The sequence below is a fragment of the Vibrio sp. 10N.222.55.C6 genome (assembly GCF_041473395.1).
In the GTDB taxonomy this organism is placed as follows: domain Bacteria; phylum Pseudomonadota; class Gammaproteobacteria; order Enterobacterales; family Vibrionaceae; genus Vibrio; species Vibrio crassostreae_C.
The window spans coordinates 113,562-137,371 of sequence record NZ_JBFRSD010000037.1 but is presented as its reverse complement, the minus strand read 5'-3'; the positions used below and the strand labels follow the sequence as shown (position 1 = coordinate 137,371).

General features: G+C 46.4%; 23 protein-coding genes. 16 read left to right on the top strand and 7 right to left on the bottom strand.

Annotated features, from left to right (window positions below):
- The first annotated feature begins 5 nt into the window (after positions 1-5).
- Positions 6-1,841, top strand: coding sequence for a translational GTPase TypA (typA, locus tag AB4486_RS19980; RefSeq protein WP_017059220.1), 1,836 nt, complete (start codon positions 6-8; stop codon positions 1,839-1,841).
- A gap of 144 nt (positions 1,842-1,985) precedes the next feature.
- Here the strand turns inward: typA and AB4486_RS19975 are convergent, their stop codons facing one another.
- Both AB4486_RS19975 and AB4486_RS19970 read right to left on the bottom strand, forming a co-directional pair.
- A complete protein-coding gene (locus AB4486_RS19975) occupies positions 1,986-2,516 on the bottom strand; it encodes an AAA family ATPase (RefSeq protein WP_065585028.1) in 531 nt (176 codons plus the stop codon).
- A 31-nt stretch (positions 2,517-2,547) separates the two neighbouring features.
- Positions 2,548-3,189: a DUF2959 domain-containing protein gene (locus AB4486_RS19970; protein WP_029235101.1), complete on the bottom strand. Its 642-nt coding sequence runs from the start codon at positions 3,187-3,189 to the stop codon at positions 2,548-2,550.
- 42 nt (positions 3,190-3,231) lie between these two features.
- Here AB4486_RS19970 and AB4486_RS19965 point away from each other — a divergent pair, with 42 nt between their 5' ends.
- The 3 genes from AB4486_RS19965 to AB4486_RS19955 are packed head-to-tail and all read left to right on the top strand — an operon-like array spanning position 3,232 to position 5,531.
- Positions 3,232-4,173, top strand: coding sequence for a virulence factor BrkB family protein (locus AB4486_RS19965; protein ID WP_229648024.1), 942 nt, complete (start codon positions 3,232-3,234; stop codon positions 4,171-4,173).
- A complete protein-coding gene (dtd, locus tag AB4486_RS19960; RefSeq protein ID WP_004735590.1) occupies positions 4,145-4,579 on the top strand; it encodes a D-aminoacyl-tRNA deacylase in 435 nt (144 codons plus the stop codon). The genes AB4486_RS19965 and dtd overlap by 29 nt, the downstream gene beginning before the upstream one ends.
- A gap of 16 nt (positions 4,580-4,595) precedes the next feature.
- Positions 4,596-5,531 (top strand): bifunctional GNAT family N-acetyltransferase/hotdog fold thioesterase, encoded by a 936-nt coding sequence (locus AB4486_RS19955; RefSeq protein WP_017065806.1) that lies wholly within the window; start codon positions 4,596-4,598, stop codon positions 5,529-5,531.
- Between the two features lie 40 nt (positions 5,532-5,571).
- On the opposite strand, the gene AB4486_RS19950 is transcribed toward AB4486_RS19955, so the two are convergent.
- The 4 genes from AB4486_RS19950 to hslR all read right to left on the bottom strand — a co-directional run bounded on the left by AB4486_RS19950 (position 5,572) and on the right by hslR (position 10,958).
- The gene (locus tag AB4486_RS19950; protein WP_372118367.1) at positions 5,572-7,542 is read right to left on the bottom strand and encodes an AsmA family protein; all 1,971 of its coding nucleotides are present in this window, start codon (positions 7,540-7,542) and stop codon (positions 5,572-5,574) included.
- Positions 7,543-7,696: 154 nt separating this feature from the next.
- A complete protein-coding gene (gene pckA / locus AB4486_RS19945; RefSeq protein ID WP_372118364.1) occupies positions 7,697-9,322 on the bottom strand; it encodes a phosphoenolpyruvate carboxykinase (ATP) in 1,626 nt (541 codons plus the stop codon).
- 337 nt (positions 9,323-9,659) lie between these two features.
- Complete coding sequence (hslO, locus tag AB4486_RS19940; protein WP_372118361.1) at positions 9,660-10,553, bottom strand: Hsp33 family molecular chaperone HslO; 894 nt, start codon at positions 10,551-10,553, stop codon at positions 9,660-9,662.
- An 18-nt stretch (positions 10,554-10,571) separates the two neighbouring features.
- Positions 10,572-10,958 carry a ribosome-associated heat shock protein Hsp15 gene (gene hslR, locus AB4486_RS19935; RefSeq protein WP_017062490.1) on the bottom strand — a complete coding sequence of 129 codons (387 nt, stop codon included), beginning with the start codon at positions 10,956-10,958 and terminating at the stop codon, positions 10,572-10,574.
- Positions 10,959-11,289: 331 nt separating this feature from the next.
- Between hslR and gspC the strand changes: the two genes are divergently transcribed.
- The 12 genes from gspC (at position 11,290) to AB4486_RS19875 (ending at position 22,840) form a co-directional block, all read left to right on the top strand.
- Positions 11,290-12,171, top strand: a complete 882-nt coding sequence (gene gspC / locus AB4486_RS19930) for a type II secretion system protein GspC (protein ID WP_017062489.1) — start codon at positions 11,290-11,292, stop codon at positions 12,169-12,171.
- Positions 12,172-12,212: 41 nt separating this feature from the next.
- Positions 12,213-14,237 carry a type II secretion system secretin GspD gene (gene gspD / locus AB4486_RS19925; protein WP_372118359.1) on the top strand — a complete coding sequence of 675 codons (2,025 nt, stop codon included), beginning with the start codon at positions 12,213-12,215 and terminating at the stop codon, positions 14,235-14,237.
- Complete coding sequence (gene gspE, locus AB4486_RS19920; RefSeq protein WP_372105870.1) at positions 14,237-15,739, top strand: type II secretion system ATPase GspE; 1,503 nt, start codon at positions 14,237-14,239, stop codon at positions 15,737-15,739. The genes gspD and gspE overlap by 1 nt, the downstream gene beginning before the upstream one ends.
- A 1-nt stretch (position 15,740) precedes the next feature.
- Positions 15,741-16,961, top strand: a complete 1,221-nt coding sequence (gene gspF, locus AB4486_RS19915; protein ID WP_017070113.1) for a type II secretion system inner membrane protein GspF — start codon at positions 15,741-15,743, stop codon at positions 16,959-16,961.
- A gap of 88 nt (positions 16,962-17,049) precedes the next feature.
- Complete coding sequence (gene gspG, locus AB4486_RS19910; protein WP_004741459.1) at positions 17,050-17,493, top strand: type II secretion system major pseudopilin GspG; 444 nt, start codon at positions 17,050-17,052, stop codon at positions 17,491-17,493.
- A 78-nt stretch (positions 17,494-17,571) separates the two neighbouring features.
- Complete coding sequence (gene gspH, locus AB4486_RS19905) at positions 17,572-18,165, top strand: type II secretion system minor pseudopilin GspH (RefSeq protein WP_017062484.1); 594 nt, start codon at positions 17,572-17,574, stop codon at positions 18,163-18,165.
- Positions 18,152-18,547 (top strand): type II secretion system minor pseudopilin GspI, encoded by a 396-nt coding sequence (gspI, locus tag AB4486_RS19900; RefSeq protein WP_048612449.1) that lies wholly within the window; start codon positions 18,152-18,154, stop codon positions 18,545-18,547. Before gspH ends, gspI begins: the two co-directional genes overlap by 14 nt.
- A complete protein-coding gene (gene gspJ / locus AB4486_RS19895) occupies positions 18,534-19,301 on the top strand; it encodes a type II secretion system minor pseudopilin GspJ (RefSeq protein WP_372118354.1) in 768 nt (255 codons plus the stop codon). The genes gspI and gspJ overlap by 14 nt, the downstream gene beginning before the upstream one ends.
- The gene (gene gspK / locus AB4486_RS19890) at positions 19,285-20,334 is read left to right on the top strand and encodes a type II secretion system minor pseudopilin GspK (RefSeq protein ID WP_372118351.1); all 1,050 of its coding nucleotides are present in this window, start codon (positions 19,285-19,287) and stop codon (positions 20,332-20,334) included. The genes gspJ and gspK overlap by 17 nt, the downstream gene beginning before the upstream one ends.
- Entirely contained in the window at positions 20,303-21,550 is a 1,248-nt protein-coding gene (gspL, locus tag AB4486_RS19885) for a type II secretion system protein GspL (RefSeq protein WP_372118348.1), read from the top strand. The genes gspK and gspL overlap by 32 nt, the downstream gene beginning before the upstream one ends.
- Before the next feature lie 20 nt (positions 21,551-21,570).
- A complete protein-coding gene (locus AB4486_RS19880; protein ID WP_136977377.1) occupies positions 21,571-22,059 on the top strand; it encodes a type II secretion system protein M in 489 nt (162 codons plus the stop codon).
- Position 22,060: 1 nt separating this feature from the next.
- On the top strand, positions 22,061-22,840 hold the full coding sequence (locus AB4486_RS19875; RefSeq protein WP_017070118.1) for a type II secretion system protein N: 780 nt from the start codon (positions 22,061-22,063) through the stop codon (positions 22,838-22,840).
- 119 nt (positions 22,841-22,959) lie between these two features.
- Here the strand turns inward: AB4486_RS19875 and cysQ are convergent, their stop codons facing one another.
- Positions 22,960-23,787: a 3'(2'),5'-bisphosphate nucleotidase CysQ gene (gene cysQ / locus AB4486_RS19870; protein WP_017062477.1), complete on the bottom strand. Its 828-nt coding sequence runs from the start codon at positions 23,785-23,787 to the stop codon at positions 22,960-22,962.
- Between the last annotated feature and the right edge of the window lie 23 nt (positions 23,788-23,810).

Genomic DNA, 23,810 nt, shown 5'->3' with positions numbered 1-23,810 from the left:
AATCCATGTCTACTCCACAGATTGATAAGTTAAGAAATATCGCGATCATCGCGCACGTTGACCACGGTAAAACGACTTTGGTTGATAAACTGCTACAACAGTCAGGCACTCTTGAGTCTCGTGGTGAAGCTGAAGAGCGTGTCATGGATTCGAATGACATCGAAAAAGAGCGTGGCATTACCATTCTTGCTAAGAACACAGCAATCAACTGGAATGATTACCGCATCAACATCGTAGATACTCCGGGACACGCGGACTTCGGTGGTGAAGTTGAGCGTATCATGTCTATGGTTGACTCTGTTCTGCTTATCGTTGACGCAGTTGATGGCCCAATGCCTCAAACTCGTTTCGTAACGCAAAAAGCATTCGCACACGGTCTTAAGCCAATCGTTGTAATCAACAAGATTGACCGCCCAGGCGCTCGTCCTGATTGGGTTATGGATCAAGTATTCGACCTTTTCGACAACCTAGGTGCTACTGATGAGCAACTAGACTTCACAGTTGTTTACGCTTCAGCTCTAAACGGCTGGGCAACAATGACTGAAGGCGAAACTGGCGAGAACATGGAACCATTGTTCCAAGCTGTTGTTGATACAGTAGACGCGCCTGCAGTTGACCTTGACGGTCCACTACAAATGCAAATTTCGCAACTTGATTACAGCTCTTACGTAGGTGTTATCGGTGTTGCTCGTGTTACTCGTGGTTCTGTTAAACCAAACCAACAAGTAACTATCGTCAATGCAGAAGGCAAAAAACGTAACGGTAAAGTAGGTACAGTTCTTGGTTACCTAGGTCTTGACCGTCACGAAGTTGAGCAAGCTAACGCTGGCGACATCATTGCAATCACTGGTCTTGGTGAGCTGAAAATTTCAGACACTATCTGTGACGTAAACAATGTTGAAGCAATGACTCCGCTTTCTGTTGATGAACCAACAGTAACAATGACGTTCCAAGTAAACACTTCTCCGTTCGCGGGTAAAGAAGGTAAGTTCGTTACTTCACGTAACATCCTTGAGCGTCTAGAGAAAGAACTAGTACACAACGTTGCACTACGTGTTGAAGAAACTGATAACCCAGATCGTTTCCGTGTTTCAGGTCGTGGTGAACTTCACCTATCTATCCTGATCGAAAACATGCGTCGTGAAGGTTTCGAGCTAGCTGTATCTCGTCCAGAAGTTATCATCAAGAAAGACGAAGATGGCAACCTAACTGAACCGTTTGAAACTGTGACTATCGACGTGCTTGAAGAGCACCAAGGTGGCATCATGGAAAACATCGGTCTACGTAAAGGTGAGCTAACTGATATGTCTCCAGATGGCAAAGGCCGTGTTCGCATGGACTTCATGATGCCTTCTCGTGGTCTTATCGGTTTCCAAACTGAGTTCCTAACTCTAACGTCTGGTTCTGGTCTTCTTTACCACTCATTTGATCACTACGGTCCTCACAAAGGCGGCGTAATCGGTCAACGTAACAACGGTGTTCTAATCTCGAACGCAACTGGTAAAGCTCTGACTTACGCACTATTCAACCTACAAGAACGTGGTCGTCTATTTGCTGAGCACGCGGATGAAGTATACGAAGGTCAAATCATCGGTATTCACAACCGTTCAAACGACCTAACAGTAAACTGTCTGAAAGGTAAGCAGCTAACGAACGTTCGTGCATCTGGTACTGATGAAGCACAGGTTCTTTCGCCACCTATCCGTCACACTCTAGAGCAAGCTCTTGAGTTCATCGACGAAGACGAACTAGTAGAAGTAACGCCAGTAAGCATTCGTATCCGTAAGAAGCTTCTTACTGAAAACGAACGTAAGCGTGCAGCACGTCCAGCTAAGGCTTAATTGCCAGCTGACTAGCTTCTAGCTAAGTAGATAAGAAAGCCCCGAGTAGCCTAGCTGCTCGGGGCTTTTGTTTTTTAGTTTGTTTAGATACGGTTAAACGAGATTTCGTCATCCTCAAGAGGGAGGAACGACCGAGTTGGGGATCTAGCTTTTGATACCTAAGTAACGCTCAACGAATTGAAGCCGTTCTTCGACTGGCATAAACGGCACTTCAACCACCTCATAGCCAAGTTCTTGGTAGACTCTTTCTAAAGCGTGGTGAATCTCTAGCGCTTCCTCAAACGGATAAGGTCTCACATCATCTTGGACATAAATTGAAGCCTCAGGGCGACAGAACAACACTTGGGGGTGATAACCTTGGCTCGCTTCTCGGTAGGTTGTGTTTATCTCTAGTTTCGCCTGAGCCAAGTAGCCACAGATATCTGGAATGGCGCGATCGAGAAAGGCAACAGGATGCTGACTGGCTTGGTCTTTGTGTTCGCTCATGACGGTTAAACATAGGCGAGCAAAGCCTGGAAGGTCTAACCAAGGTAAGATACCGTTCTCAAGTTGACTCTGCTGTTCGATTAACTGGCGAGAGGACTCAGCGAATATCGGGTAACCCATGTCACCCAAGGCATTAATTAGTGTGGTTTTACCAGCCCCTGGGCCGCCAGTAACAATGATTGGGTTCATACGGGTTTATCTTAATTCGCTTCTAATGGCACTACTTCTGATTGAGTTGAGCTAGGAATTTATCCGACTCTGCTATTGCCGCATTCATCTGCTCTATTGCATAGGCGATGTCTTTTTCTAAGCTCATAAACTCACCTTGCAGCGAGCCGACAGCGCTCGCATTGAGGTTGTGCTTCAAGTAAAGCGTGTTGTCGCGAAGGGTATTGAGCACTGGGTCCATTTTCTTCTCGGCGCGCTTCATTGCTGACAGCATCGTTTGGTAAGACAATTTAGTTTCACGAAGTTTTTGCTCGCTCGAGCGGCGCAGTGAATCACTGGTGTAGAGATCTAACTCACTCTGCCACTCTTCAAACAGCGCATCCGACACATCTTCAATCGCAGCAATGCGGTCACTGACATTTTGCGCGGCTTTCTCGCTGTCTTGGTATTTATCATTGATTTGGTTGTACATGTCTTCAAGGTCGCCGCCACTGAAATTAGTCAGGCTACTCAAGGCTTCAAGTGCGCTGGTAAACTCTTCCTGAGCATCCTGCTGCGACTCTTTAGCGTCTTCCACTCTATCGACCATAATGTCACGCTTGTGGTAACCCACTTGCTCCATGGCGGAGTAATAAGCTGATTGGCATCCAGTAAGAGTAAAAATAGAGAGGACTATAACTATTAAATAAGGCATCCTAGTTTCCTATAGTTAAGTAACGGAATATTAATTAGGACTATGAACGAGTTACAAGGGAGTTACAAGTTGAAGATAAAAAAGGTCGCCACACTCAGTATTCAGTTTTCTCGCTATCTTTTGGCGCGAATGACGCACGATAGAGTCAACGTGAATGCGGGCTACTTGGCGTACATTACTTTGCTCTCGATCGTACCGATGTTGACGGTTCTGCTCTCTATCTTGTCATCATTTTCCATCTTTGCTGATGTTGGTATCGTGATTCAAAACTTCGTTATTATCAACTTTGTTCCAGCGTCAGGAGATGCGGTGCACGGTGCCTTGCTCGAGTTTGTTGCCAACACGGGTAAGATGACGGCGGTCGGTAGTGTGTTCTTGTTCATTGCGGCACTGATGTTGATCTCGAATATCGATAAGAACCTAAACTACATCTGGCGTGTTAATGAGAAGCGACGTGCGGTATTGTCGTTCTCAATGTACTGGATGGTGCTAACACTTGGGCCGATCTTGGTTGGTGCGAGTATTGCTGCCACTTCGTATGTGACATCGCTCAGTCTGCTACAAAATGAAGTCGTATCTGGCGCCTTTAATACCGTAATTCGCAAACTGCCTTTGATTCTCTCTTTCTTTGCGTTTTTCGGTCTGTACCTGTTGGTTCCCAACAAAAAGATACACTTTTCTCATGCGGCTGCAGGTTCTCTAGTGGCGGCTCTGTTGTTCGAACTCAGTAAGAAAGGCTTCGCGGCCTACATTACTCAATTCCCTTCTTACCAGTTGATTTATGGCGCATTGGCGGCAATACCAATTCTTTTTGTCTGGGTTTATTTGTGCTGGTTGATTGTGCTGGTGGGTGCTGAGGTGACCGCTGCATTGGGTGAGCAGGAACAGTGGAGTGACTCGAAAGAAATGGTACACTCTTCGGATAACGACAAAATCACAGAGCAAGGAAACAACAGTGATAGCACTGATCCAGAGAGTAAGTGAAGCTGCCGTCCGTGTTGATGGCGAAGTAGTTGGTGAGATTGAACAAGGCTTATTAGTTTTGTTAGGCGTAGAAAAAGGTGACGACGAAGCCAAAGCCAAACGTTTGATGGAACGAGTGACCACTTATCGTGTCTTTGGAGACGAAGACGATAAAATGAACCTCAACGTGAAGCAAGTAGAAGGTAAGGTATTAGTGGTGTCTCAATTCACTCTGCCGGCCGATACCAAGAAAGGGACTCGAGCAGGGTTCTCTCGTGGTGCTCACCCAGAAGATGCTGAGCGTCTTTATAACTATTTCTCTGACCAGTGTGAATCAGTGTTACCAACGGAACGTGGCCGATTCGCAGCCGACATGAAAGTGTCTTTGGTTAATGATGGCCCAGTGACATTCTGGCTGCAGGTTTAGGCTTAAAGGAATAAGCATGTTTAAACTCATAACACCAACCACCGAAAATCAGCTAAACAAGTATTACCATTTTCGTTGGCAGATGCTCCGTGAACCTTGGCGAATGCCGGTAGGTTCTGAGCGCGATGAATATGACCCAATGAGTCACCATCGCATGATTGTTGATGGTCGTGGTCGCCCGATGGCGATTGGTCGTCTGTATATCACCCCAGATCTGGAAGGTCAGATCCGCTACATGGCGGTGAAGAAATCTCGCCAAAGTAAAGGCATGGGTTCGTTGATTCTAGTCGCACTTGAGTCATTGGCTCGCCAAGAAGGTGCTAAGCGCTTGGTGTGTAATGCACGTGAAGATGCGATCTCATTCTATGAGAAGAATGAATTTGAACGTCGCGGTGAGATTAACGATCAACGTGGCCCTGTGCGTCACCAACAGATGGTTAAGCATCTTGACCCAATGGCAGACGTTCTGCGTAAGCCTGAGTGGTGTAATGAGCTTCAGCAGCGCTGGGAACATCAGATCCCGATCAGTGACAAGATGGGCATCAAGATCAACCAATACACGGGTTACCAATTTGAGTGTAGTGCTCAGCTGAATCCCAACTTGAACCCGCATAATACCATGTTTGCAGGCTCTGCCTTTACCTTAGCGACCTTAACTGGTTGGGGGATGACTTGGTTATTGATGAAAGAACGCGGGCTGACCGGTGATATCGTGCTGGCAGACAGTAATATTCGTTATCGTCACCCGGTTGAGCAAAACCCTGTTGCCTCTACTTCATTGGATGGGATCAGTGGTGACTTGGACCGCCTTGCGTCAGGAAGAAAGGCACGTATCATCATTCACGTGACCATTCATAGCGGCGATGTGGAAGCGGTAGAGTTTACGGGAACCTATATGCTGATCCCTGACTACAAAAAGCGATTATCAACAGACTCCAACGTAAACGTATAGCTGACACTGGCTAACAGATACAGATTAAAGATACAAGGCGCTACTCCTGAGGAGTGGCGTTTTTTTGTTGGCAGTCGTTAATCTCCGAATACTCAGCTTGGGTGAGCTTTCCTGAGATTTGATGGCATGGGTCCGATAGGGTAATCGAGAGGGTGTGTTGCTCAGCTTTAAGCAAGTCGAGTTCTCCAGAAGCCTCGCCATTGAGCGTTTGAACCCTTTGTTCGCCTTGCTCTGCTGATGATGCACCAATAATATGCATCGGTTCGAGAGTGAAGCGCCCACGGTCAAAATGCGCATTAAGCTCTGGAATTTCAAACACGTTATCAGTCGATGTTTCAGAAAGCTTGTCATTAAAGGTCATCACACCCTGGCGAACGCTGCCAGTGAGTTGCCCTGTGGTTGAGTAACCGAGCATCAGTGAGTCGCCATATAAACCTGCGGCTTGAAGTTCAAACTCGCCATAGCCGGTTGCATCGAGTGGTAATTCAAGTCGCTGCAGCATAGGCGCAATGGGTAACCCATCGGCAGAAATATCTAAGCTCCATGGCTTGCTGATTTGGTTAAAATCGAGCGTTGCATTGGCTTCAATGTAGCCATTCCTGAGTGGTGCAAACAGACGAGTCAGCGTCCATTTTCCTTGTTCGCTATTCATCTCAACCACAGGCTGTGCGCTGAGAATATTTTGGTAGCTGGCATCATTGGCGCTCGCCATCAGCTTCCCTTGCCACAAGCCCAGTTTTCTATCTTGCAGCAGTTGAACTTGATGCCCCTCGACATGTAATCCAGAGACCTGCCAGTAAGGCGTTTGTGCTAGTTGGATAAGTTGGCTGCGTTCTATATTAAGTCGGTTAATCTCGACGTTCTGGAGTTGTGTAAGCCAAGGTATTAGTCGAGCTGCGACTAGAGGGCTATCTTGGTTTTCGGTAATCCACTTGATGCCTTGTAGGTCGAGTTGCGCTAATTCAATGCTGCTAGGGGTGACTTCGCCATTGAGCTGAACAGTGCCTTGCAGGAATTGAGTATAGAAATCTTCAATCAGAATCTGGTTTGTTTCTAGGTTGAGCTTGAGGCTTGGCTCGATGAACATGTCATCATCAATGGTCACTCCTTCAGCTTGCAGAGAAAAAATGGCTTTCTGTTGTTTCCAGATTTCAAAAGGCAGTTGGATATTTTCTAGTGAGGCATCAAAGGCAGCGAGGTGCCCATCTTGCCACTCTACGTCGCTGCGTAGAATATCTAAGCTATTGATGTGATTGATCTGAATACCTGCCACATCCCATTCTTTGCTTAGTAGGTTTTGGGTCTGCTTCTGATTGAGTCGTAATCCATCGACGGTCACGTTCACCAACGACCAATCTTGTTGATACTGCTCTGCTTGACCGGAAATCTTGGCGCCACGCCAGTCAAATGAAGCACCATAAAGCGTGCTATCGCTAGGTTTTAAGTCTAGGTCAATCAACAGATTATCGAATGCTTCACCTTGCCAATACAGTTGTGAGGCAGAGAGTTGGGTTTTTCCATAAGGGAGAAGTGAGTTGTCGTTGTTCCATTTTGGGGCGGAGATCTGCAGGTCGATGCCTCGCGCATTAAACTCTGGCGTCGAAAAGTCGAGATTGTTGATGGCCAGCTGGTGGAGCTTGATGTTTGGTTGGGTAAATAAAGAAGTCAGTGTTTTTAGATCGTCTGCCTCTAATTGTAGGCCGCTGATCAAAACAGATTCAAAGACCAGTTTGGCCTCTGTCATCGAGCTGGGGCTGAACCAAAGATCGATCTTGTCGATATACAGAGGTGTTTGCTTTTCTGGTTGGCTTTGGGTAATGCCCATTAAGGTGATGTGATAAGGCGCCTGATACTCAACATCTTCAATGAATACAGGTTGTTCAATCGTATGTTTGATAAAAAAGTTGGCAACATCCGCACGGTATTGGGTCTGCAGGCTTAATAGCAGCGCTGCGATAGTTGCAACGGCGATAGCCAACACAATGCCGAACACCATGAATACCTTTTTCATTCCCTGAAAGCCTTAAATTTCAATAGTCTTAAAACAGAGTGGAACAAAAAGGGTCAAGCATCAACAAAAAAGCCCCTCAAAAGAGGGGCTTGCTACAAAAATATCATTTTAAATTGGGCGTTCGCTTTTGGCTAAGCCCGAGCAGATGGTTGGATTAGTCCAGTTGAGGACCAGCTGCAACCAGTGACTTACCTTCAGCGTTGTCTGTGTACTTATCAAAGTTGTTGATGAAGCGCTCGGCTAGATCTTTCGCTTTGCTTTCCCATTGTAGAGGGTCAGTGTACGTATCGCGTGGGTCAAGGATCGCTGGGTCAACATCGTGCAGCGCTAGTGGCACTTCTAGGTTAAACATAGGGATAACCTTAGTTTCAGCGTTGTCGATTGAGCCATCTAGGATAGCGTCGATGATGCCTCGCGTATCTTGGATAGAGATACGTTTACCAGTACCGTTCCAACCTGTGTTCACTAGGTAAGCTTCAGCGCCAGCTGCTTCCATACGCTTCACAAGCACTTCAGCGTACTGAGTTGGGTGGAGAGTTAAGAATGCCGCACCAAATGCAGCAGAGAACGTTGGCGTTGGCTCAGTAATACCACGCTCAGTGCCCGCTAGTTTTGCAGTGAAGCCAGATAGGAAGTGGTACTTCGTTTGCTCTGGAGTCAGTTTAGAAACGGGTGGCAGTACACCGAATGCATCAGCAGTCAGGAAGATAACCTTTTGAGCGTGACCGGCTTTTGATACTGGTTTAACGATGTTATCGATGTGGTGAATCGGGTAAGAAACACGAGTGTTCTCAGTTTTTGAACCGTCATCAAAATCGATAGAACCATCACCACGAACTGTTACGTTTTCTAGTAGTGCATCACGACGGATTGCATTGTAGATTTCAGGTTCTGCTTCTTTAGATAGACGAATCGTCTTCGCGTAACAACCACCTTCGAAGTTGAAGATACCATCGTCATCCCAACCGTGCTCATCATCACCGATTAGCTCACGCTTAGGATCGGTTGAAAGCGTAGTTTTACCTGTACCAGATAGACCGAAGAAGATGGCTACATCGCCTTTCTCGCCGACGTTTGCACTACAGTGCATTGAAGCAATGCCTTGCAGAGGAAGCAGGTAGTTCATCATTGCGAACATACCTTTTTTCATCTCACCGCCGTACCAGGTACCGCCAATGATCTGAACACGTTCAGTCAGGTTGAAAGCGACAAAGTTCTCAGAGTTTAGACTTTGTTTCTCCCAGTTAGGGTTGGTTGTTTTAGCACCGTTCATTACCACGAAATCAGGTTCGAACGTTGCTAGTTCTTCGTCGGTTGGACGAATGAACATGTTCTTAACGAAGTGCGCTTGCCACGCTACTTCAGTGATAATACGCACACTTAAACGCGTATCTGGGTTAGCACCACAATAACCGTCGATGACAAACAGACGCTTGCCAGATAGCTGAGTTGTTACAAGCTCTTTCAGCTCGTCCCATACTTCAGTGGTAATCGGTTTGTTGTCATTTTTGCCTTGATCTGACCACCACATGGTATCGCGTGTTGTGTCATCTTTAACAATGTACTTATCTTTTGGTGAGCGGCCAGTAAAGATACCAGTATCAACCGCAACGGAGCCTAGTTCCGTTACTACGCCTTTTTCGTAGCCTTCTAGACCCGGCAGTGTTTCTTCAACGAATAACTGCTCGTAGCTAGGATTACGAAGAACTTCGGTAACGCCAGTCAGTCCGTGCTTAGTTAGATCAATTTGTGCAGCCTTAGTATGTTCCATAACGGTCATAGGTGCTCCTTGTAGGATATTTTGTAGGGATTTTGTAATAATTTTTTATTGTTATCTGCTCACCATGCTAGCAACGAGGCTCGGGGGAAACAGGGATACAGCTCAAAAAATATCCATATTAACCTTGGGGTTTTAAGCGCCTCGTCACATATTGGCCCAACTAGTCTATCCTGTACGCAAACCTTTGCGCTAGGGGCGAGAACATTATTAATTGATTAAAATTAAGCGGTGATTTTATTACGAGATGTTACGGAGTTTGCGCTATTTTGATCACAAAAAAGGCCAGCTGAGTGCTGACCTTTTTGGGGTAAATTACGTGTTTTTGGTACGCCGTAAATTAATGAACCGTATTGCTGCCTTTATCTGCCGCTTCTGCGTAAAGAGCATCTACATCATTTTTGTCGAACGAGTAGTTTGTGCCACAGTAATCGCAGTGTAGTCCCACACTACCTTCCGTGCTTAGAATGTCGTAAATCTCTTCTTGAGCAACAGTAATGATAGCCGCAGCGCTTCGATCACGTGAACAGCCACAGAAGAACTCAACCGGTTGAGGTGTAAATACCTGAACCTTCTCTTGGTTGTATAGACGGTAAAGCAGTTCGTTAGCTTCTAAAGAGAACAACTCTTCGTTTTTAACGGTGTCGGTTAGTTGCTCTAGATGCTCGAAATCATCTGGCGTACCTGTGCCGTCAGGCATAACTTGTAAAAGCATACCTGCAGCGTGAGCTTTGCCTTCATGTTCGCCAGTGCGCAGCCATAGACGAGTCTTAAGCTGTTCTGAGTTAGCAAAGTAACCTTCAAGAACGTCAGCAAGCGTTTTGCCTTCCAGACCAACGATACCTTGGTAACGTTCACCTTTCTTAGGATCGATGGTGATCACTAGGTGGCCTTTACCCATTAGGTCGTGTAGGCCTGCATCATCAGCAATCTCGCCTTCAAAGCGAGCAACACCACGGATCTTCTGATCGTGATCGCCATTGATAACTGCTAGAGATACTGGGCCGTCACCTTGCAGCTGCATCGTGATAGAACCTTCAAACTTTAGGGTCGCCGTTAGTAGCGTCGTTGAAACCAGTAGCTCACCCAACAGCTTTTGTACTGGAGCTGGGTATTCCTTGCTAGAAATAATCTGTTGGTACGCTTCGTCCATCTGTACCAATTCACCACGTACTGATAGGTCTTCAAATAGGTAGCGATTTAAAACATTACTTGTAGACATTGGGTCTGCCATTTGGCTATTCCTTCTAGCTTATTGAGTCTTGAACTTGATGATGTCACGACGTTGCTTTTTATCTGGGCGACGTTCTGGTGCTGGGCTATGAGCATTTAGCTTGCGCTGTTGTGCAAACTCTTCTCTTTTTGCCAAGCTTTCGGTGGTTTCTTCATAGAGGGTTTGAGCGATCGGGGCTCCACCACGATGGGCTGAGATTTTCTCGATCGTTACCGTCTTTTCTTCATTACCTTGGCGCAGTGTAATCACAGCCCCAAGTTCGACAATTTTACTTGGCTTGCTGCGCTGACCATTATAGTGGACTTTGCCACCATCGACCATGTTGCGAGCAATAGACCGGGTTTTGTAAAAACGAGCTGCCCACAACCATTTATCGAGTCTGACAGCTTCATTAGCAGTTTTCATATAGGGCTGTGCCTTATTAAGTGAGAAATGAATGCGGTTTAACTGTAACGAACAGTGCGCAACATGTTTTTGATGATGCTTATCACATTAAGTAGAAGCTTAAAGTGGAGGCGGTTGGCATTTTTTTCAAGTCATAATACAAAATAGCCATGTTATGCCGATTTATCGATTTGCTATGATATAGTTCAGGATCTTATTGCTTAAATAAGCTTGGTATCGAACGAATGAATAAAAAAGCTGAAAGTTTAATGATTTGCAGCGTTTGTCGTCATGAAAAGGGACTAGGAAAGTGAACTTTTTAGAGCTCAAAAATCGCGTAGGGAATTCTCCTATGTTGAGCCGCTTATTAGAGAATGGATTTGTACTTCAGCAGAAACTAAGCTTAGCGACCTGTTGTGTATTGATTGCAGCTTCCGCATGGATCTTAGGGCAGCTTGCATGGTTTATCGAACCTGCTGAGCAAACTATCGCGCCTTGGACAGCAACGGCTTCATCGTCTTCAGCACCTCAATCGACCCTTGATATCTCTTCTTTGCAGCAGAGCAACATGTTTGGTGCTTACAACCCAAGCACGCCCGCTGTGGTTGAACAGCAAGTTATCCAAGATGCGCCTAAGACGCGATTAAACCTCGTTTTAGTGGGTGCAGTCGCGAGCTCGAATCCAAAACTGAGCTTAGCGGTGATCGCCAATCGCGGCACGCAAGCGACCTACGGAATTAATGAAGAGATTGAAGGCACTCGAGCCAAGTTAAAAGCGGTATTAATCGACCGCGTTATCATTGATAACTCAGGACGAGACGAAACCTTGATGCTTGAAGGTATTGAGTACAAGCGTTTGGCTGTATCAGCGCCTGCGCCACCTCGTAGCTCTTCTTCGGTTCGTGGTAATAATCCGGCTTCAGCAGAAGAGAAGCTTGATGAAATTAAAGCGAAGATAATGAAAGATCCGCAACAAATCTTCCAATATGTACGACTGTCTCAGGTGAAGCGTGACGATAAAGTGATCGGTTATCGTGTGAGCCCTGGCAAAGATTCAGAACTTTTTAACTCTGTTGGGCTCCAAAACGGAGATATTGCCACTCAGTTAAATGGACAAGACCTGACAGACCCTGCTGCTATGGGCAACATATTCCGTTCCATCTCAGAACTAACAGAGCTAAACCTCGTCGTCGAGAGAGATGGTCAACAACATGAAGTGTTTATTGAATTTTAAAACTTTGCGTCTAACGAAGGACGAAAGTGTAGGAGAAGTACGTGAAGCATTGGTTTAAGAAAAGTGCATGGTTATTGGCAGGAAGCTTAATCTGCACACCCGCAGCCATCGCGAGTGATTTTAGTGCCAGCTTTAAAGGCACTGATATTCAAGAGTTTATTAATATTGTTGGTCGTAACCTAGAGAAGACGATCATCGTTGACCCTTCGGTGCGCGGAAAAATCGATGTACGCAGCTACGACGTACTCAATGAAGAGCAATATTACAGCTTCTTCCTAAACGTATTGGAAGTGTATGGCTACGCGGTTGTCGAAATGGACTCAGGTGTTCTTAAGATCATCAAGGCCAAAGATTCGAAAACATCGGCAATTCCAGTCGTTGGAGACAGTGATACGATCAAAGGCGACAATGTGGTGACACGTGTTGTGACGGTTCGTAATGTCTCGGTTCGTGAACTTTCTCCTCTGCTTCGTCAACTAAACGACAATGCAGGCGCGGGTAACGTTGTGCACTACGACCCAGCCAACATCATCCTTATTACAGGCCGAGCGGCGGTAGTAAACCGTTTAGCTGAAATCATCAAGCGTGTTGACCAAGCGGGTGATAAAGAGATTGAAGTCGTTGAGCTAAAGAATGCTTCTGCGGCAGAAATGGTACGTATCGTTGATGCACTAAGCAAAACCACAGATGCCCAAAACACACCAGCCTTCCTACAGCCTAAATTAGTTGCCGATGAACGTACCAATGCGATCCTTATCTCAGGTGACCCTAAGGTACGTAGCCGTTTAAGAAGGTTGATTGAACAGCTTGATGTGGAAATGGCAACCAAGGGCAACAACCAAGTAATTTACCTTAAATACGCCAAAGCAGAAGATTTAGTCGATGTGCTGAAAGGCGTGTCGGACAACCTGCAATCAGAAAAGCAATCTTCAACCAAAGGCAGCTCATCGCAACGTAACCAAGTGATGATCTCCGCTCACAGTGATACCAACTCGTTGGTGATTACCGCACAACCGGACATCATGAATGCGCTTCAAGATGTGATCGCACAGTTGGATATTCGTCGTGCTCAAGTATTGATTGAAGCCCTAATTGTCGAGATGGCAGAGGGTGATGGCATTAACCTTGGTGTGCAATGGGGTAACCTTGATACTGGTGCTGTGATTCAGTATGGCAACACAGGTGCGTCAATCGGTGGCGTAATGGTTGGTTTAGAAGAAGCGAAAGACACTGAAACGACCACCGCAGTCTATGATGATAATGGCGCCTTTTTGCGTAATGAAACGACCACAGAATCCGGTGACTACTCAACGTTAGCTTCTGCTCTTTCTGGCGTTAATGGCGCGGCAATGAGCGTAGTGATGGGTGACTGGACTGCCTTGATCAGTGCAGTAGCGACCGATTCAAATTCAAATATCCTATCTTCTCCAAGTATCACCGTGATGGATAACGGCGAAGCGTCGTTCATTGTGGGCGAAGAGGTGCCTGTTTTAACTGGCTCGACCGCAGGCTCAAGTAACGATAACCCATTCCAAACGGTTGAACGTAAAGAAGTGGGTATCAAGCTAAAAGTCGTGCCACAAATCAATGAAGGTGACTCAGTTCAGCTGCAAATAGAACAAGAAGTATCGAACGTATTAGGCGCAAACGGGGCAGTAGATGTTCGTTTTGCTAAGCGTCAGCTAAATACGTCAGTGATTGTTCAAGACGGTCAAATGCTGGTGCTGGGTGGCTTGATTGACGAGCGAGCGCTGGAAAGTGAATCTAAGGTGCCGTTCTTGGGCGATATCCCTGTTCTAGGACACCTGTTCAAATCAACCAGTACTCAGGTTGAGAAAAAGAACCTAATGGTATTCATCAAGCCGACCATTATTCGTGATGGTATGACGGCCGATGGTATTACTCAGCGTAAATACAACTTTATTCGTGCTGAGCAGTTGTATAAGTCAGAGCAGGGCCTGAAGCTGATGGATGACGATAATATTCCAGTACTGCCTAAATTTGGCGAAAGCATGAATTACCCGGCTGAACTTCAAGCCTTCATTGATCAGATGGAAACAGAATAATGGCTGAATTGGTAGGGGCGGCACGTACTTATCAGCGCTTGCCGTTTAGCTTTGCGAATCGCTATAAGATGGTGTTGGAGTATCAACATCCAGAGCGCGCACCGATACTTTATTATGTTGAGCCACTGAAATCGGCGGCGATCATTGAAGTGAGTCGTGTTGTGAAAAATGGTTTCACGCCACAAGCGATTACTCTCGATGAGTTTGATAAAAAACTGACCGATGCTTATCAGCGTGACTCGTCAGAAGCTCGTCAGCTCATGGAAGACATTGGTGCTGATAGTGATGACTTCTTCTCACTAGCGGAAGAACTGCCTCAAGACGAAGACTTACTTGAATCAGAGGATGATGCACCAATCATCAAGTTAATCAATGCGATGCTGGGTGAGGCGATCAAAGAAGGTGCTTCGGATATTCATATCGAAACCTTTGAAAAGTCACTTTGTATCCGTTTCCGAGTTGATGGTGTGCTGCGTGATGTTCTAGCGCCAAGCCGTAAACTGGCGCCGCTGCTCGTGTCACGTGTAAAGGTTATGGCGAAGTTGGATATTGCAGAAAAACGCGTGCCACAAGACGGTCGTATTTCTCTGCGTATTGGTGGTCGAGCGGTCGACGTTCGTGTATCAACCATGCCTTCATCACACGGTGAGCGTGTGGTAATGCGTCTGTTGGACAAAAACGCCACTCGTCTAGACTTGCACAGTTTAGGTATGACAGCAGAAAACCATGAAAACTTCCGTAAGCTGATTCAGCGCCCACATGGCATTATCTTGGTGACCGGCCCTACGGGTTCGGGTAAATCAACAACCCTGTATGCTGGCCTGCAAGAGCTCAACAGCAATGAGCGAAATATCCTTACCGTTGAAGACCCAATCGAATTTGATATTGATGGTATTGGCCAAACACAAGTGAACCCTAAGGTTGATATGACCTTTGCGCGCGGTTTACGTGCCATTCTTCGTCAAGATCCCGATGTGGTTATGATTGGTGAGATACGTGACTTAGAGACCGCTGAGATCGCTGTTCAAGCCTCTTTGACGGGTCACTTAGTTATGTCGACCCTTCACACCAATACAGCAATTGGTGCGATCACGCGTCTACGTGATATGGGCATTGAACCTTTCTTAATCTCTTCTTCGCTGCTGGGTGTTTTGGCTCAGCGTTTGGTTCGTACTTTGTGTAACGACTGCAAAGAGCCTTATGAAGCCGACAAAGAACAGAAAAAACTGTTTGGATTGAAGAAGAAAGAGAGCCTGACGCTTTACCATGCGAAAGGTTGTGAAGCGTGCGGCCATAAAGGTTATCGAGGCCGTACCGGTATTCATGAACTGTTGATGATTGATGATTCAGTCCAAGAGCTGATTCATAGCGAAGCAGGTGAACAGGCGATTGAAAAAGCAATTCGTGGCACAACACCAAGTATTCGAGATGATGGCTTGAGCAAAGTTCTGAAAGGGGTAACTTCCCTAGAAGAAGTGATGCGAGTGACCAAGGAAGTCTAGTATGGCGGCATTTGAATACAAAGCACTGGATGCCAAAGGCAAAAGTAAAAAAGGCTCGATTGAAGCGGATAACGCTCGTCAGGCTCGCCAAAGAATCAAAGAACAAGGCTTGATGCCGGTTGAGATGACCGAAGCTAAAGCTAAAACGACGAAAGGTGCACAGCCTTCGACCAGCTTTAAGCGTGGTATCAGCACGCCAGACCTTGCTTTGATTACTCGCCAAATTTCCACCTTGGTGCAATCAGGCATGCCGCTAGAAGAGTGCTTGAAAGCCGTGGCGGAGCAATCTGAAAAGCCACGTATTCGAACCATGTTACTGGCGGTTCGTTCGAAGGTAACGGAAGGTTATTCGCTAGCCGATAGCTTGGCTGATTACCCACATATCTTTGATGAACTGTTTAGAGCCATGGTCGCGGCTGGTGAGAAATCGGGTCACTTAGATGCGGTATTGGAGCGACTGGCTGATTACGCAGAAAACCGTCAGAAGATGCGCTCTAAGTTGCTGCAAGCGATGATCTACCCTGTGGTGCTGGTGGTGTTTGCGGTGACGATTGTTTCGTTCCTGCTGGCAACCGTGGTACCTAAGATCGTTGAACCGATTATCCAAATGGGCCAAGAACTTCCTCAATCGACACAATTTTTATTGGCATCGAGTGAATTTATCCAGAATTGGGGCATCCAATTACTGTTGTTGATCATCGGTGTGATTGTGTTGATTAAGACCGCTCTGAAAAAGCCGGGTGTTCGCATGAGTTGGGATCGCAAGCTATTAAGCATTCCACTGATCGGCAAGATCGCGAAAGGAATTAATACCTCTCGTTTTGCACGAACACTCTCTATCTGTACCTCGAGTGCGATTCCTATCCTTGAGGGGATGAAGGTTGCGGTTGATGTAATGTCGAATCACCATGTGAAGCAACAAGTACTGCAGGCGTCAGACAGTGTTAGAGAAGGGGCAAGCCTGCGTAAAGCGCTCGATCAAACCAAACTCTTCCCTCCAATGATGCTGCATATGATCGCCAGTGGTGAGCAGAGTGGTCAGTTGGAACAGATGCTGACAAGAGCGGCGGACAACCAAGACCAAAGCTTTGAATCTACCGTGAATATCGCATTAGGTATCTTTACGCCAGCACTTATCGCTTTGATGGCAGGCTTAGTACTGTTCATTGTGATGGCGACTCTGATGCCGATGCTTGAAATGAATAATTTGATGAGCGGCTAACCTACCGCTTATAAGACGTTAGTTTTTGGATTAACGAGAAGAAGGACATTATTACCTTCAACTCGCTGTCTGTAATTTGGAGAAAATAATGAAAAATAAAATGAAGAAACAATCAGGCTTTACTCTACTCGAGGTGATGGTTGTTGTGGTTATCCTTGGCGTATTGGCGAGCTTTGTTGTACCTAACCTATTGGGTAATAAAGAGAAGGCAGACCAACAAAAAGCCATCACTGATATCGTGGCGTTAGAGAACGCGCTAGATATGTACAAACTGGATAACAGCGTTTACCCAACAACGGATCAAGGTCTTGATGCATTGGTTTCTAAGCCAAGCAGCCCAGAGCCTCGTAACTACCGCGACGGTGGCTACATCAAGCGTCTGCCAAACGACCCATGGGGTAACGAGTACCAATACCTAAGCCCTGGTGATAACGGCACTATTGATATTTTCACTCTTGGTGCTGATGGCCAAGAAGGTGGTGAAGGTATTGCGGCGGATATCGGCAACTGGAACATGCAGGATTTCCAATAAGCTTCAGCTTATTGTTTGATTCGTTATTGATGCTTGATACGTTATTGATGGTAGGACGTAAACAGATGGAGTCTAAAGGTGAAAACTAAGCAAACACAGCCAGGTTTCACCTTGATTGAGATTCTCTTGGTGTTGGTACTACTGTCAGTAACGGCGGTTGCGGTGATCGCGACCATTCCTACCAATAGCAAAGATGTTGCTAAAAAATACGCTCAAAGCTTTTATCAGCGAGTTCAATTACTCAATGAAGAGGCTATTTTGAGCGGCTTAGATTTTGGCGTTCGAGTTGATGAAAAGAAATCGACCTATGTACTGATGGCGCTTAAGTCTGAAGGCTGGCAAGAAGTCGATTTTGAAAAAATCCCCTCTTTAACTGAACTACCGGAAGAACTCGCATTGTCACTGACCTTAGGTGGTGGCGCATGGGAAGACGATGATCGGTTGTTCAATCCAGGAAGCTTGTTTGATGAAGATATGTTTGCTGATCTTGAAGAGGAAAAGAAGCCGAAACCACCACAGATCTACATCTTGTCGAGTGCTGAAATGACGCCATTTGTATTGTCGTTTTATCCAAATACCGGAGACACCATACAAGATGGTTGGCGTATTCGAGTATTGGACAATGGTGTGATTCGACTGCTAGAACCGGGAGAAGAAGATGAAGAGGAATAACCGTTCTCCTTATCGTTCTCGTGGTATGACCCTTGGTTCTCGAGGAATGACGCTGCTTGAGGTATTGGTTGCACTCGCTATCTTTGCGACTGCGGCGATCAGTGTGATTCGTGCTGTCACTCAGCACATCAATACCCTCAGTTATCTAGAAGAAAAAACCTTCGCGGCTATGGTCGTTGATAATCAAATGGCTTTGGTGATGTTGCATCCTGAGAAGCTAAAAAAAGCGCAGGGCACACAAGAGTTGGCCGAGAGAGAGTGGTTTTGGAAGGTCACGCCAATCGATACTAGCGATGATTTATTAAAGGCGTTTGATGTGAGTGTGGCAACCAGTAAACAAGCTTCTCCAGTGGTCACGGTGCGCAGCTATGTGGTCAAGTAAAAGCGTGGCGTTAGCTAAGAGCAAGTCGCTAAGTAAGAGCATGTCCGCCAATAAGCGTGTGTCTCGTACACAAGGTCTATCTTCGAACGGGAGAGGCTTTACCTTAATTGAGGTTTTGGTCTCGATCGCTATCTTTGCCACGTTAAGCATGGCGGCTTATCAGGTAGTCAATCAGGTTCAGCGCAGCAACGAGCTTTCAATCGAGCGCAGTGCTCGTTTAAATCAACTGCAACGTAGCTTAGTCATTTTAGATAATGATTTTCGCCAGATGGCGGTACGACAATTTCGTACCAACGGTGAAGAAGCATCATCTAAGCTGCTCTTAATTAAAGAGTATTTACTGGATTCCGACAGCGTTGGCATCATGTTTACTCGCCTTGGCTGGCATAACCCACAGCAGCAGTTTCCTCGCGGAGAAGTCACCAAAGTGGGTTACCGCATTAAAGAAGAAACGCTTGAGCGTGTGTGGTGGCGCTACCCCGATACCCCTGCAGGCCAAGAGGGTGTGATTACGCCTTTGCTTGATGATGTTGAAAGCTTGGAATTCGAGTTTTATGACGGAAGCCGCTGGGGGAAAGAGTGGCAAGCCGACAAATCGCTACCGAAAGCGGTAAGGTTAAAGCTAACCTTGAAAGATTATGGTGAGATAGAGCGTATTTATCTCACCCCTGGTGGCACGCTAGATCAGGCCGATGATTCTTCAAACAGTGACTCTTCAAGTAGTAATGAGGGGAATAATGACTCATCGAACTAATAAGTTTGCACTGACAAGGTCTGCCATGGGGCGCAAGCAGCGAGGTGTTGCGCTGATCATTATCCTGATGCTACTGGCGATAATGGCAACCATCGCAGGCAGTATGTCGGAACGCCTGTTTACTCAATTTAAGCGCGTGGGCAATCAACTGAATTACCAACAGGCTTACTGGTACAGCATTGGTGTCGAAGCGCTGGTGCAAGACGGCATTAGGCAAAGCTACAAAGACAGTGATACCGTCAACTTGAGTCAACCATGGGCGTTAGAAGAACAGGTATACCCGTTGGATTATGGTCAAGTTAAAGGCCGTATTGTTGATGCTCAGGCATGTTTTAATCTCAATGCGTTGGCTGGTGTGGCGACGACTTCAAGTAACCAAACACCTTATTTAATTACGGTTTGGCAAACCTTGTTGGAAAACCAAGATATTGAGCCTTATCAGGCCGAGGTTATCGCACATTCAAGCTGGGAATTTGTTGATAGTGATACCCGAACCACCTCTTCATCAGGTGTCGAAGACAGTACTTATGAGGCGATGAAGCCATCTTATTTGGCAGCGAATGGCTTAATGGCCGATGAGTCCGAGCTACGCGCGGTTTATCAAGTCACGGGTGAGGTGATGAATAAGGTTCGCCCCTTTGTTTGTGCTCTGCCGAGCGACGATTTCCGTTTGAATGTGAATACTCTTACGGAAAAGCAGGCGCCGTTATTGGAAGCGATGTTTGCCCCCGGCTTAAGTGAATCGGATGCCAAACAGCTGATAGACAAACGCCCATTCGATGGTTGGGATACGGTGGATGCGTTTATGGCTGAGCCTGCTATTGTGGGTGTGAGTGCCGAAGTCAGCAAAAAAGCGAAAGCATATTTAACTGTAGATAGCGCCTATTTTGAGCTAGATGCAGAGGTATTAGTTGAGCAGTCACGTGTACGTATACGGACGCTTTTCTATAGTAGTAATCGAGAAACAGTGACGGTAGTACGCCGTCGTTTTGGAGGAATCAGTGAGCGAGTTTCTGACCGTTCGACTGAGTAGCGAACCACAAAGCCCTGTGCAGTGGTTAGTTTGGTCGACAAGCCAACAAGAAGTGATAGCAAGTGGTGAATTGTCGAGCTGGGAACAGCTTGGTGAATTAACACCTTACGCTGAAAAGCGCAGTTGTATTGCTTTATTGCCGGGAAATGAGTGCTTAATTAAGCGTGTTGAGATCCCGAAAGGTGCTGCTCGCCAGTTCGACTCTATGCTGCCATTTTTGTTAGAAGACGAAGTGGCACAAGATATCGAAGACTTGCACTTAACCATTTTAGATAAAGATACCACTCATGCCACGGTATGTGGTGTTGAGCATGAATGGTTAAGACAAGCGCTAGGTAAGTTTCGTGAAGCCAATATTATCTTTCGCAAGGTCTTGCCAGATACACTCGCTGTGCCTTTGGAAGAGCACGGCATTAGTGCATTGCAGATAGACCAACATTGGCTGTTACGCCAAGGTAACTCTCAACGCCAAGGTCACTATCAAGCGGTATCGATCAGCGAAGCATGGTTACCGATGTTTTTGCAAAGTGATTGGGTTGTTGCTGATGACGAAGAGCAAGCGACGACTATCTTCAGCTACACCGCGATGCCGAGCGATGACGTTCAACAGCAAAGCGGTGTGAATTGGCAAGCAAAGCCTGCGGAATTGGTGATGTCTTTGCTGAGCCAACAAGCCATTACAAGTGGCGTAAACTTACTGACTGGCACCTTTAAAACCAAATCTTCATTCAGTAAGTACTGGCGTGTATGGCAAAAAGTAGCGATCGCAGCTTGTTTGCTGGTGGCGGTGATCGTCACTCAGCAAGTCTTAAAGGTTCAGCAGTACGAAGCACAAGCCGAAGCGTACCGAACGGAGAGTGAACGTATTTTTAGAAGCGTACTTCCGGGCAAGCAACGTATTCCGACGGTCAGCTACCTTAAGCGCCAGATGAACGACGAAGCTAAGAAGTATGGTGGCTCGGGTGATGGTGATTCCTTACTTGGATGGCTAGCGTTACTGCCAGAAACTTTAGGACAAGTGAAAGCCATCGAAGTGAATAGTATTCGCTACGACGGCAACCGCTCAGAGGTGAGATTGGAAGCGAAAAGTACTGACTTCCAATATTTCGAGACTGCGCGAGTGAAACTTGAAGAGAAGTTTACCGTTGAGCAAGGGCCATTGAATCGTAATGGTGATACCGTATTTGGTAGCTTTACCCTTAAACCCCGTCAATAAACTGCGTAAGGAGATCAGTGATGAGAAATATGATTGAGCCACTCCAAGCGTGGTGGACTTCAATAAGTCAAAGAGAGCAACGATTAGTGATTGGTTGCTCAATTTTATTGGTGGTCGGTGTCGTTTATTGGGGGCTAATCCAGCCACTCAGTCAGCGAGCTGAACTTGCGCAGACCCGTATTCAAAGTGAGAAGCAACTGCTGACTTGGGTAACCAATAAAGCCAACGAAGTGGTGGAGCTGCGAGGAAGTGGTGGGATTGTTGCTAGCCAACCTTTAAACCAATCTGTGCCAGCTTCTATGCGTCGCTTTAATATCGAGCTAATACGCGTGCAACCACGTGGCGAAATGTTGCAAGTGTGGGTAAAACCTGTGCCTTTTAATAAGTTCGTTGACTGGCTAACATACCTGAAAGAAAAACAGGGTGTGGAGGTTGAGTTTATGGACATTGATCGCTCCGATAACCCAGGGGTTATTGAGGTCAACCGACTACAGTTTAAACGAGGTTAATGTGAAACGCGGTTTATCTTTGAAGTTAGGTTTACTTTTTGGCGGCATCTTTATTGTCTTTTTCTCGGTTAGTCTGTTGCTGCATCTACCGGCCTCTTTTGTACTCAAACATGCACCGGCTGTGCGTGGCTTGAATATTGAAGGTGTTGAAGGAACGGTTTGGCAGGGCAGCGCCAATAATATCGCCTGGCAGCGTGTTAATTACGGTTCAGTACAGTGGGACTTTCAGTTCTCTAAACTCTTCCAAGCCAAAGCTGAATTAGCGGTTCGTTTTGGTCGTAATAGCGACATGAACTTGTCAGGAAAAGGGCGTGTTGGGTACAGCATGAGTGGTGCGTATGCGGAAAACTTAGTCGCATCAATGCCCGCTGCTAACGTGATGAAATATGCTCCAGCCATTCCAGTCCCGGTTTCAATTGGTGGAAAGGTTGAGCTGACGATCAAGCATGCGGTTCATGCTCAACCTTGGTGTCAGTCTGGTGAAGGTACTGTGGCTTGGTCTGGTGCTGCAGTCGATTCACCTGTTGGTTCATTAGACCTTGGTCCTGTGATTGCGGACATAACCTGTGAAGACAGTACAATTGCAGCCAAAGGCGTTCAGAAGAGCACTCAAGTAGACAGTGAGTTCTCAGCGAGTCTAACATCTAACCAGCGCTACACATCTGCAGCGTGGTTTAAACCGGGTGTTGAATTCCCGCCAACGATGCAAAATCAGCTTAAATGGTTGGGTAATCCTGATAGCCAAGGTAAGTACCAGTTTACTTATCAAGGTCGTTTTTAGCTAAACGGCTAAGGGTCACTAAATTACGAGATATAAAAAACGGGCACCTCACTGAGGTGCCCGTTTTGTTTGTTCTGAGAATCTAGAGGATATCTGACAGTTAAAGGGAGCAAACTCGCCTAGTCTTTGCCTTGCAAAATTTCTACCCACGGTAAATCTGCATCACCGAGTACAATGAAGTTCGGGTTTTCTAGCGTTTCTCTTTCATTGTACGAAAGCGGTTCTAGTTGAGTACTTAAGATACGTCCGCCAGCTTCTTCAACAATGCACTGCGTTGCGGCGGTATCCCACTCTCCGGTTGGTCCAAGGCGCAGATAACAATCCACAGCGCCTTCTGCGACTAAACAGGCCTTAAGCGCTGCTGAGCCTAGAGGAACCAAATCATAATTCCATGCTGAGCTCATACGGCTAGTGATGCGATTGATGTCCTGGCGACGGCTGATCGCCATGGCGATTGACTGGTTTGGCAGCTCGTGACGATGCGTTTTGATTTTCACGCTGTCATTAAGGTCTGGGATCTTCCAAGCGCCTTTGCCACTGTAAGCGTAATAGCTCACACCTGAAACGGGTGCGTATACCACGCCCATCACTGGCTTGTTATGCTCGATTAGGGCGATAATTGTCGCGAAATCACCACTTCGTGCGATGAACTCCTGGGTGCCGTCCAGTGGGTCAACTAACCAGTAGCGATCCCATTGAGAGCGTTGCTCTAGGCTGATGTCGGCGTCTTCTTCGGATAATACGGGAATATCAGGCGTCAATTCACTGAGTTTTTTTAATATCAGCTTATGTGCTGCAAGATCGGCACTGGTTACTGGAGTGTCATCACTCTTAATGAACTCTTCGTAATCCTTTTTCTCGTAGATCTCTAAGATGAGTTGACCAGCAGAGCGAGCAATCTCAATGACAGAGGGTAGGAGGTGAGACAAATCTTTTGTTATTGGCATAAATGTTCTCTTACTCTTAGAGC

What these genes read in the sequence shown, in the direction of transcription:
- gspE (WP_372105870.1), top strand. Translation starts at nt 14,237, where the DNA reads ATGGCTGAATTGGTAGGGGCGGCACGTACTTATCAGCGCTTGCCGTTT.
- AB4486_RS19965 (WP_229648024.1), top strand. Translation starts at nt 3,232, where the DNA reads ATGAACGAGTTACAAGGGAGTTACAAGTTGAAGATAAAAAAGGTCGCC.
- gspG (WP_004741459.1), top strand. Translation starts at nt 17,050, where the DNA reads ATGAAAAATAAAATGAAGAAACAATCAGGCTTTACTCTACTCGAGGTG.
- AB4486_RS19950 (WP_372118367.1), bottom strand. Translation starts at nt 7,542, where the DNA reads ATGAAAAAGGTATTCATGGTGTTCGGCATTGTGTTGGCTATCGCCGTT.
- typA (WP_017059220.1), top strand. Translation starts at nt 6, where the DNA reads ATGTCTACTCCACAGATTGATAAGTTAAGAAATATCGCGATCATCGCG.
- hslR (WP_017062490.1), bottom strand. Translation starts at nt 10,958, where the DNA reads ATGAAAACTGCTAATGAAGCTGTCAGACTCGATAAATGGTTGTGGGCA.
- hslO (WP_372118361.1), bottom strand. Translation starts at nt 10,553, where the DNA reads ATGGCAGACCCAATGTCTACAAGTAATGTTTTAAATCGCTACCTATTT.
- AB4486_RS19975 (WP_065585028.1), bottom strand. Translation starts at nt 2,516, where the DNA reads ATGAACCCAATCATTGTTACTGGCGGCCCAGGGGCTGGTAAAACCACA.
- AB4486_RS19955 (WP_017065806.1), top strand. Translation starts at nt 4,596, where the DNA reads ATGTTTAAACTCATAACACCAACCACCGAAAATCAGCTAAACAAGTAT.
- gspK (WP_372118351.1), top strand. Translation starts at nt 19,285, where the DNA reads ATGACTCATCGAACTAATAAGTTTGCACTGACAAGGTCTGCCATGGGG.
- AB4486_RS19970 (WP_029235101.1), bottom strand. Translation starts at nt 3,189, where the DNA reads ATGCCTTATTTAATAGTTATAGTCCTCTCTATTTTTACTCTTACTGGA.
- gspI (WP_048612449.1), top strand. Translation starts at nt 18,152, where the DNA reads ATGAAGAGGAATAACCGTTCTCCTTATCGTTCTCGTGGTATGACCCTT.
- gspJ (WP_372118354.1), top strand. Translation starts at nt 18,534, where the DNA reads ATGTGGTCAAGTAAAAGCGTGGCGTTAGCTAAGAGCAAGTCGCTAAGT.
- pckA (WP_372118364.1), bottom strand. Translation starts at nt 9,322, where the DNA reads ATGACCGTTATGGAACATACTAAGGCTGCACAAATTGATCTAACTAAG.
- gspF (WP_017070113.1), top strand. Translation starts at nt 15,741, where the DNA reads ATGGCGGCATTTGAATACAAAGCACTGGATGCCAAAGGCAAAAGTAAA.
- AB4486_RS19880 (WP_136977377.1), top strand. Translation starts at nt 21,571, where the DNA reads ATGAGAAATATGATTGAGCCACTCCAAGCGTGGTGGACTTCAATAAGT.
- gspC (WP_017062489.1), top strand. Translation starts at nt 11,290, where the DNA reads ATGTTGAGCCGCTTATTAGAGAATGGATTTGTACTTCAGCAGAAACTA.
- cysQ (WP_017062477.1), bottom strand. Translation starts at nt 23,787, where the DNA reads ATGCCAATAACAAAAGATTTGTCTCACCTCCTACCCTCTGTCATTGAG.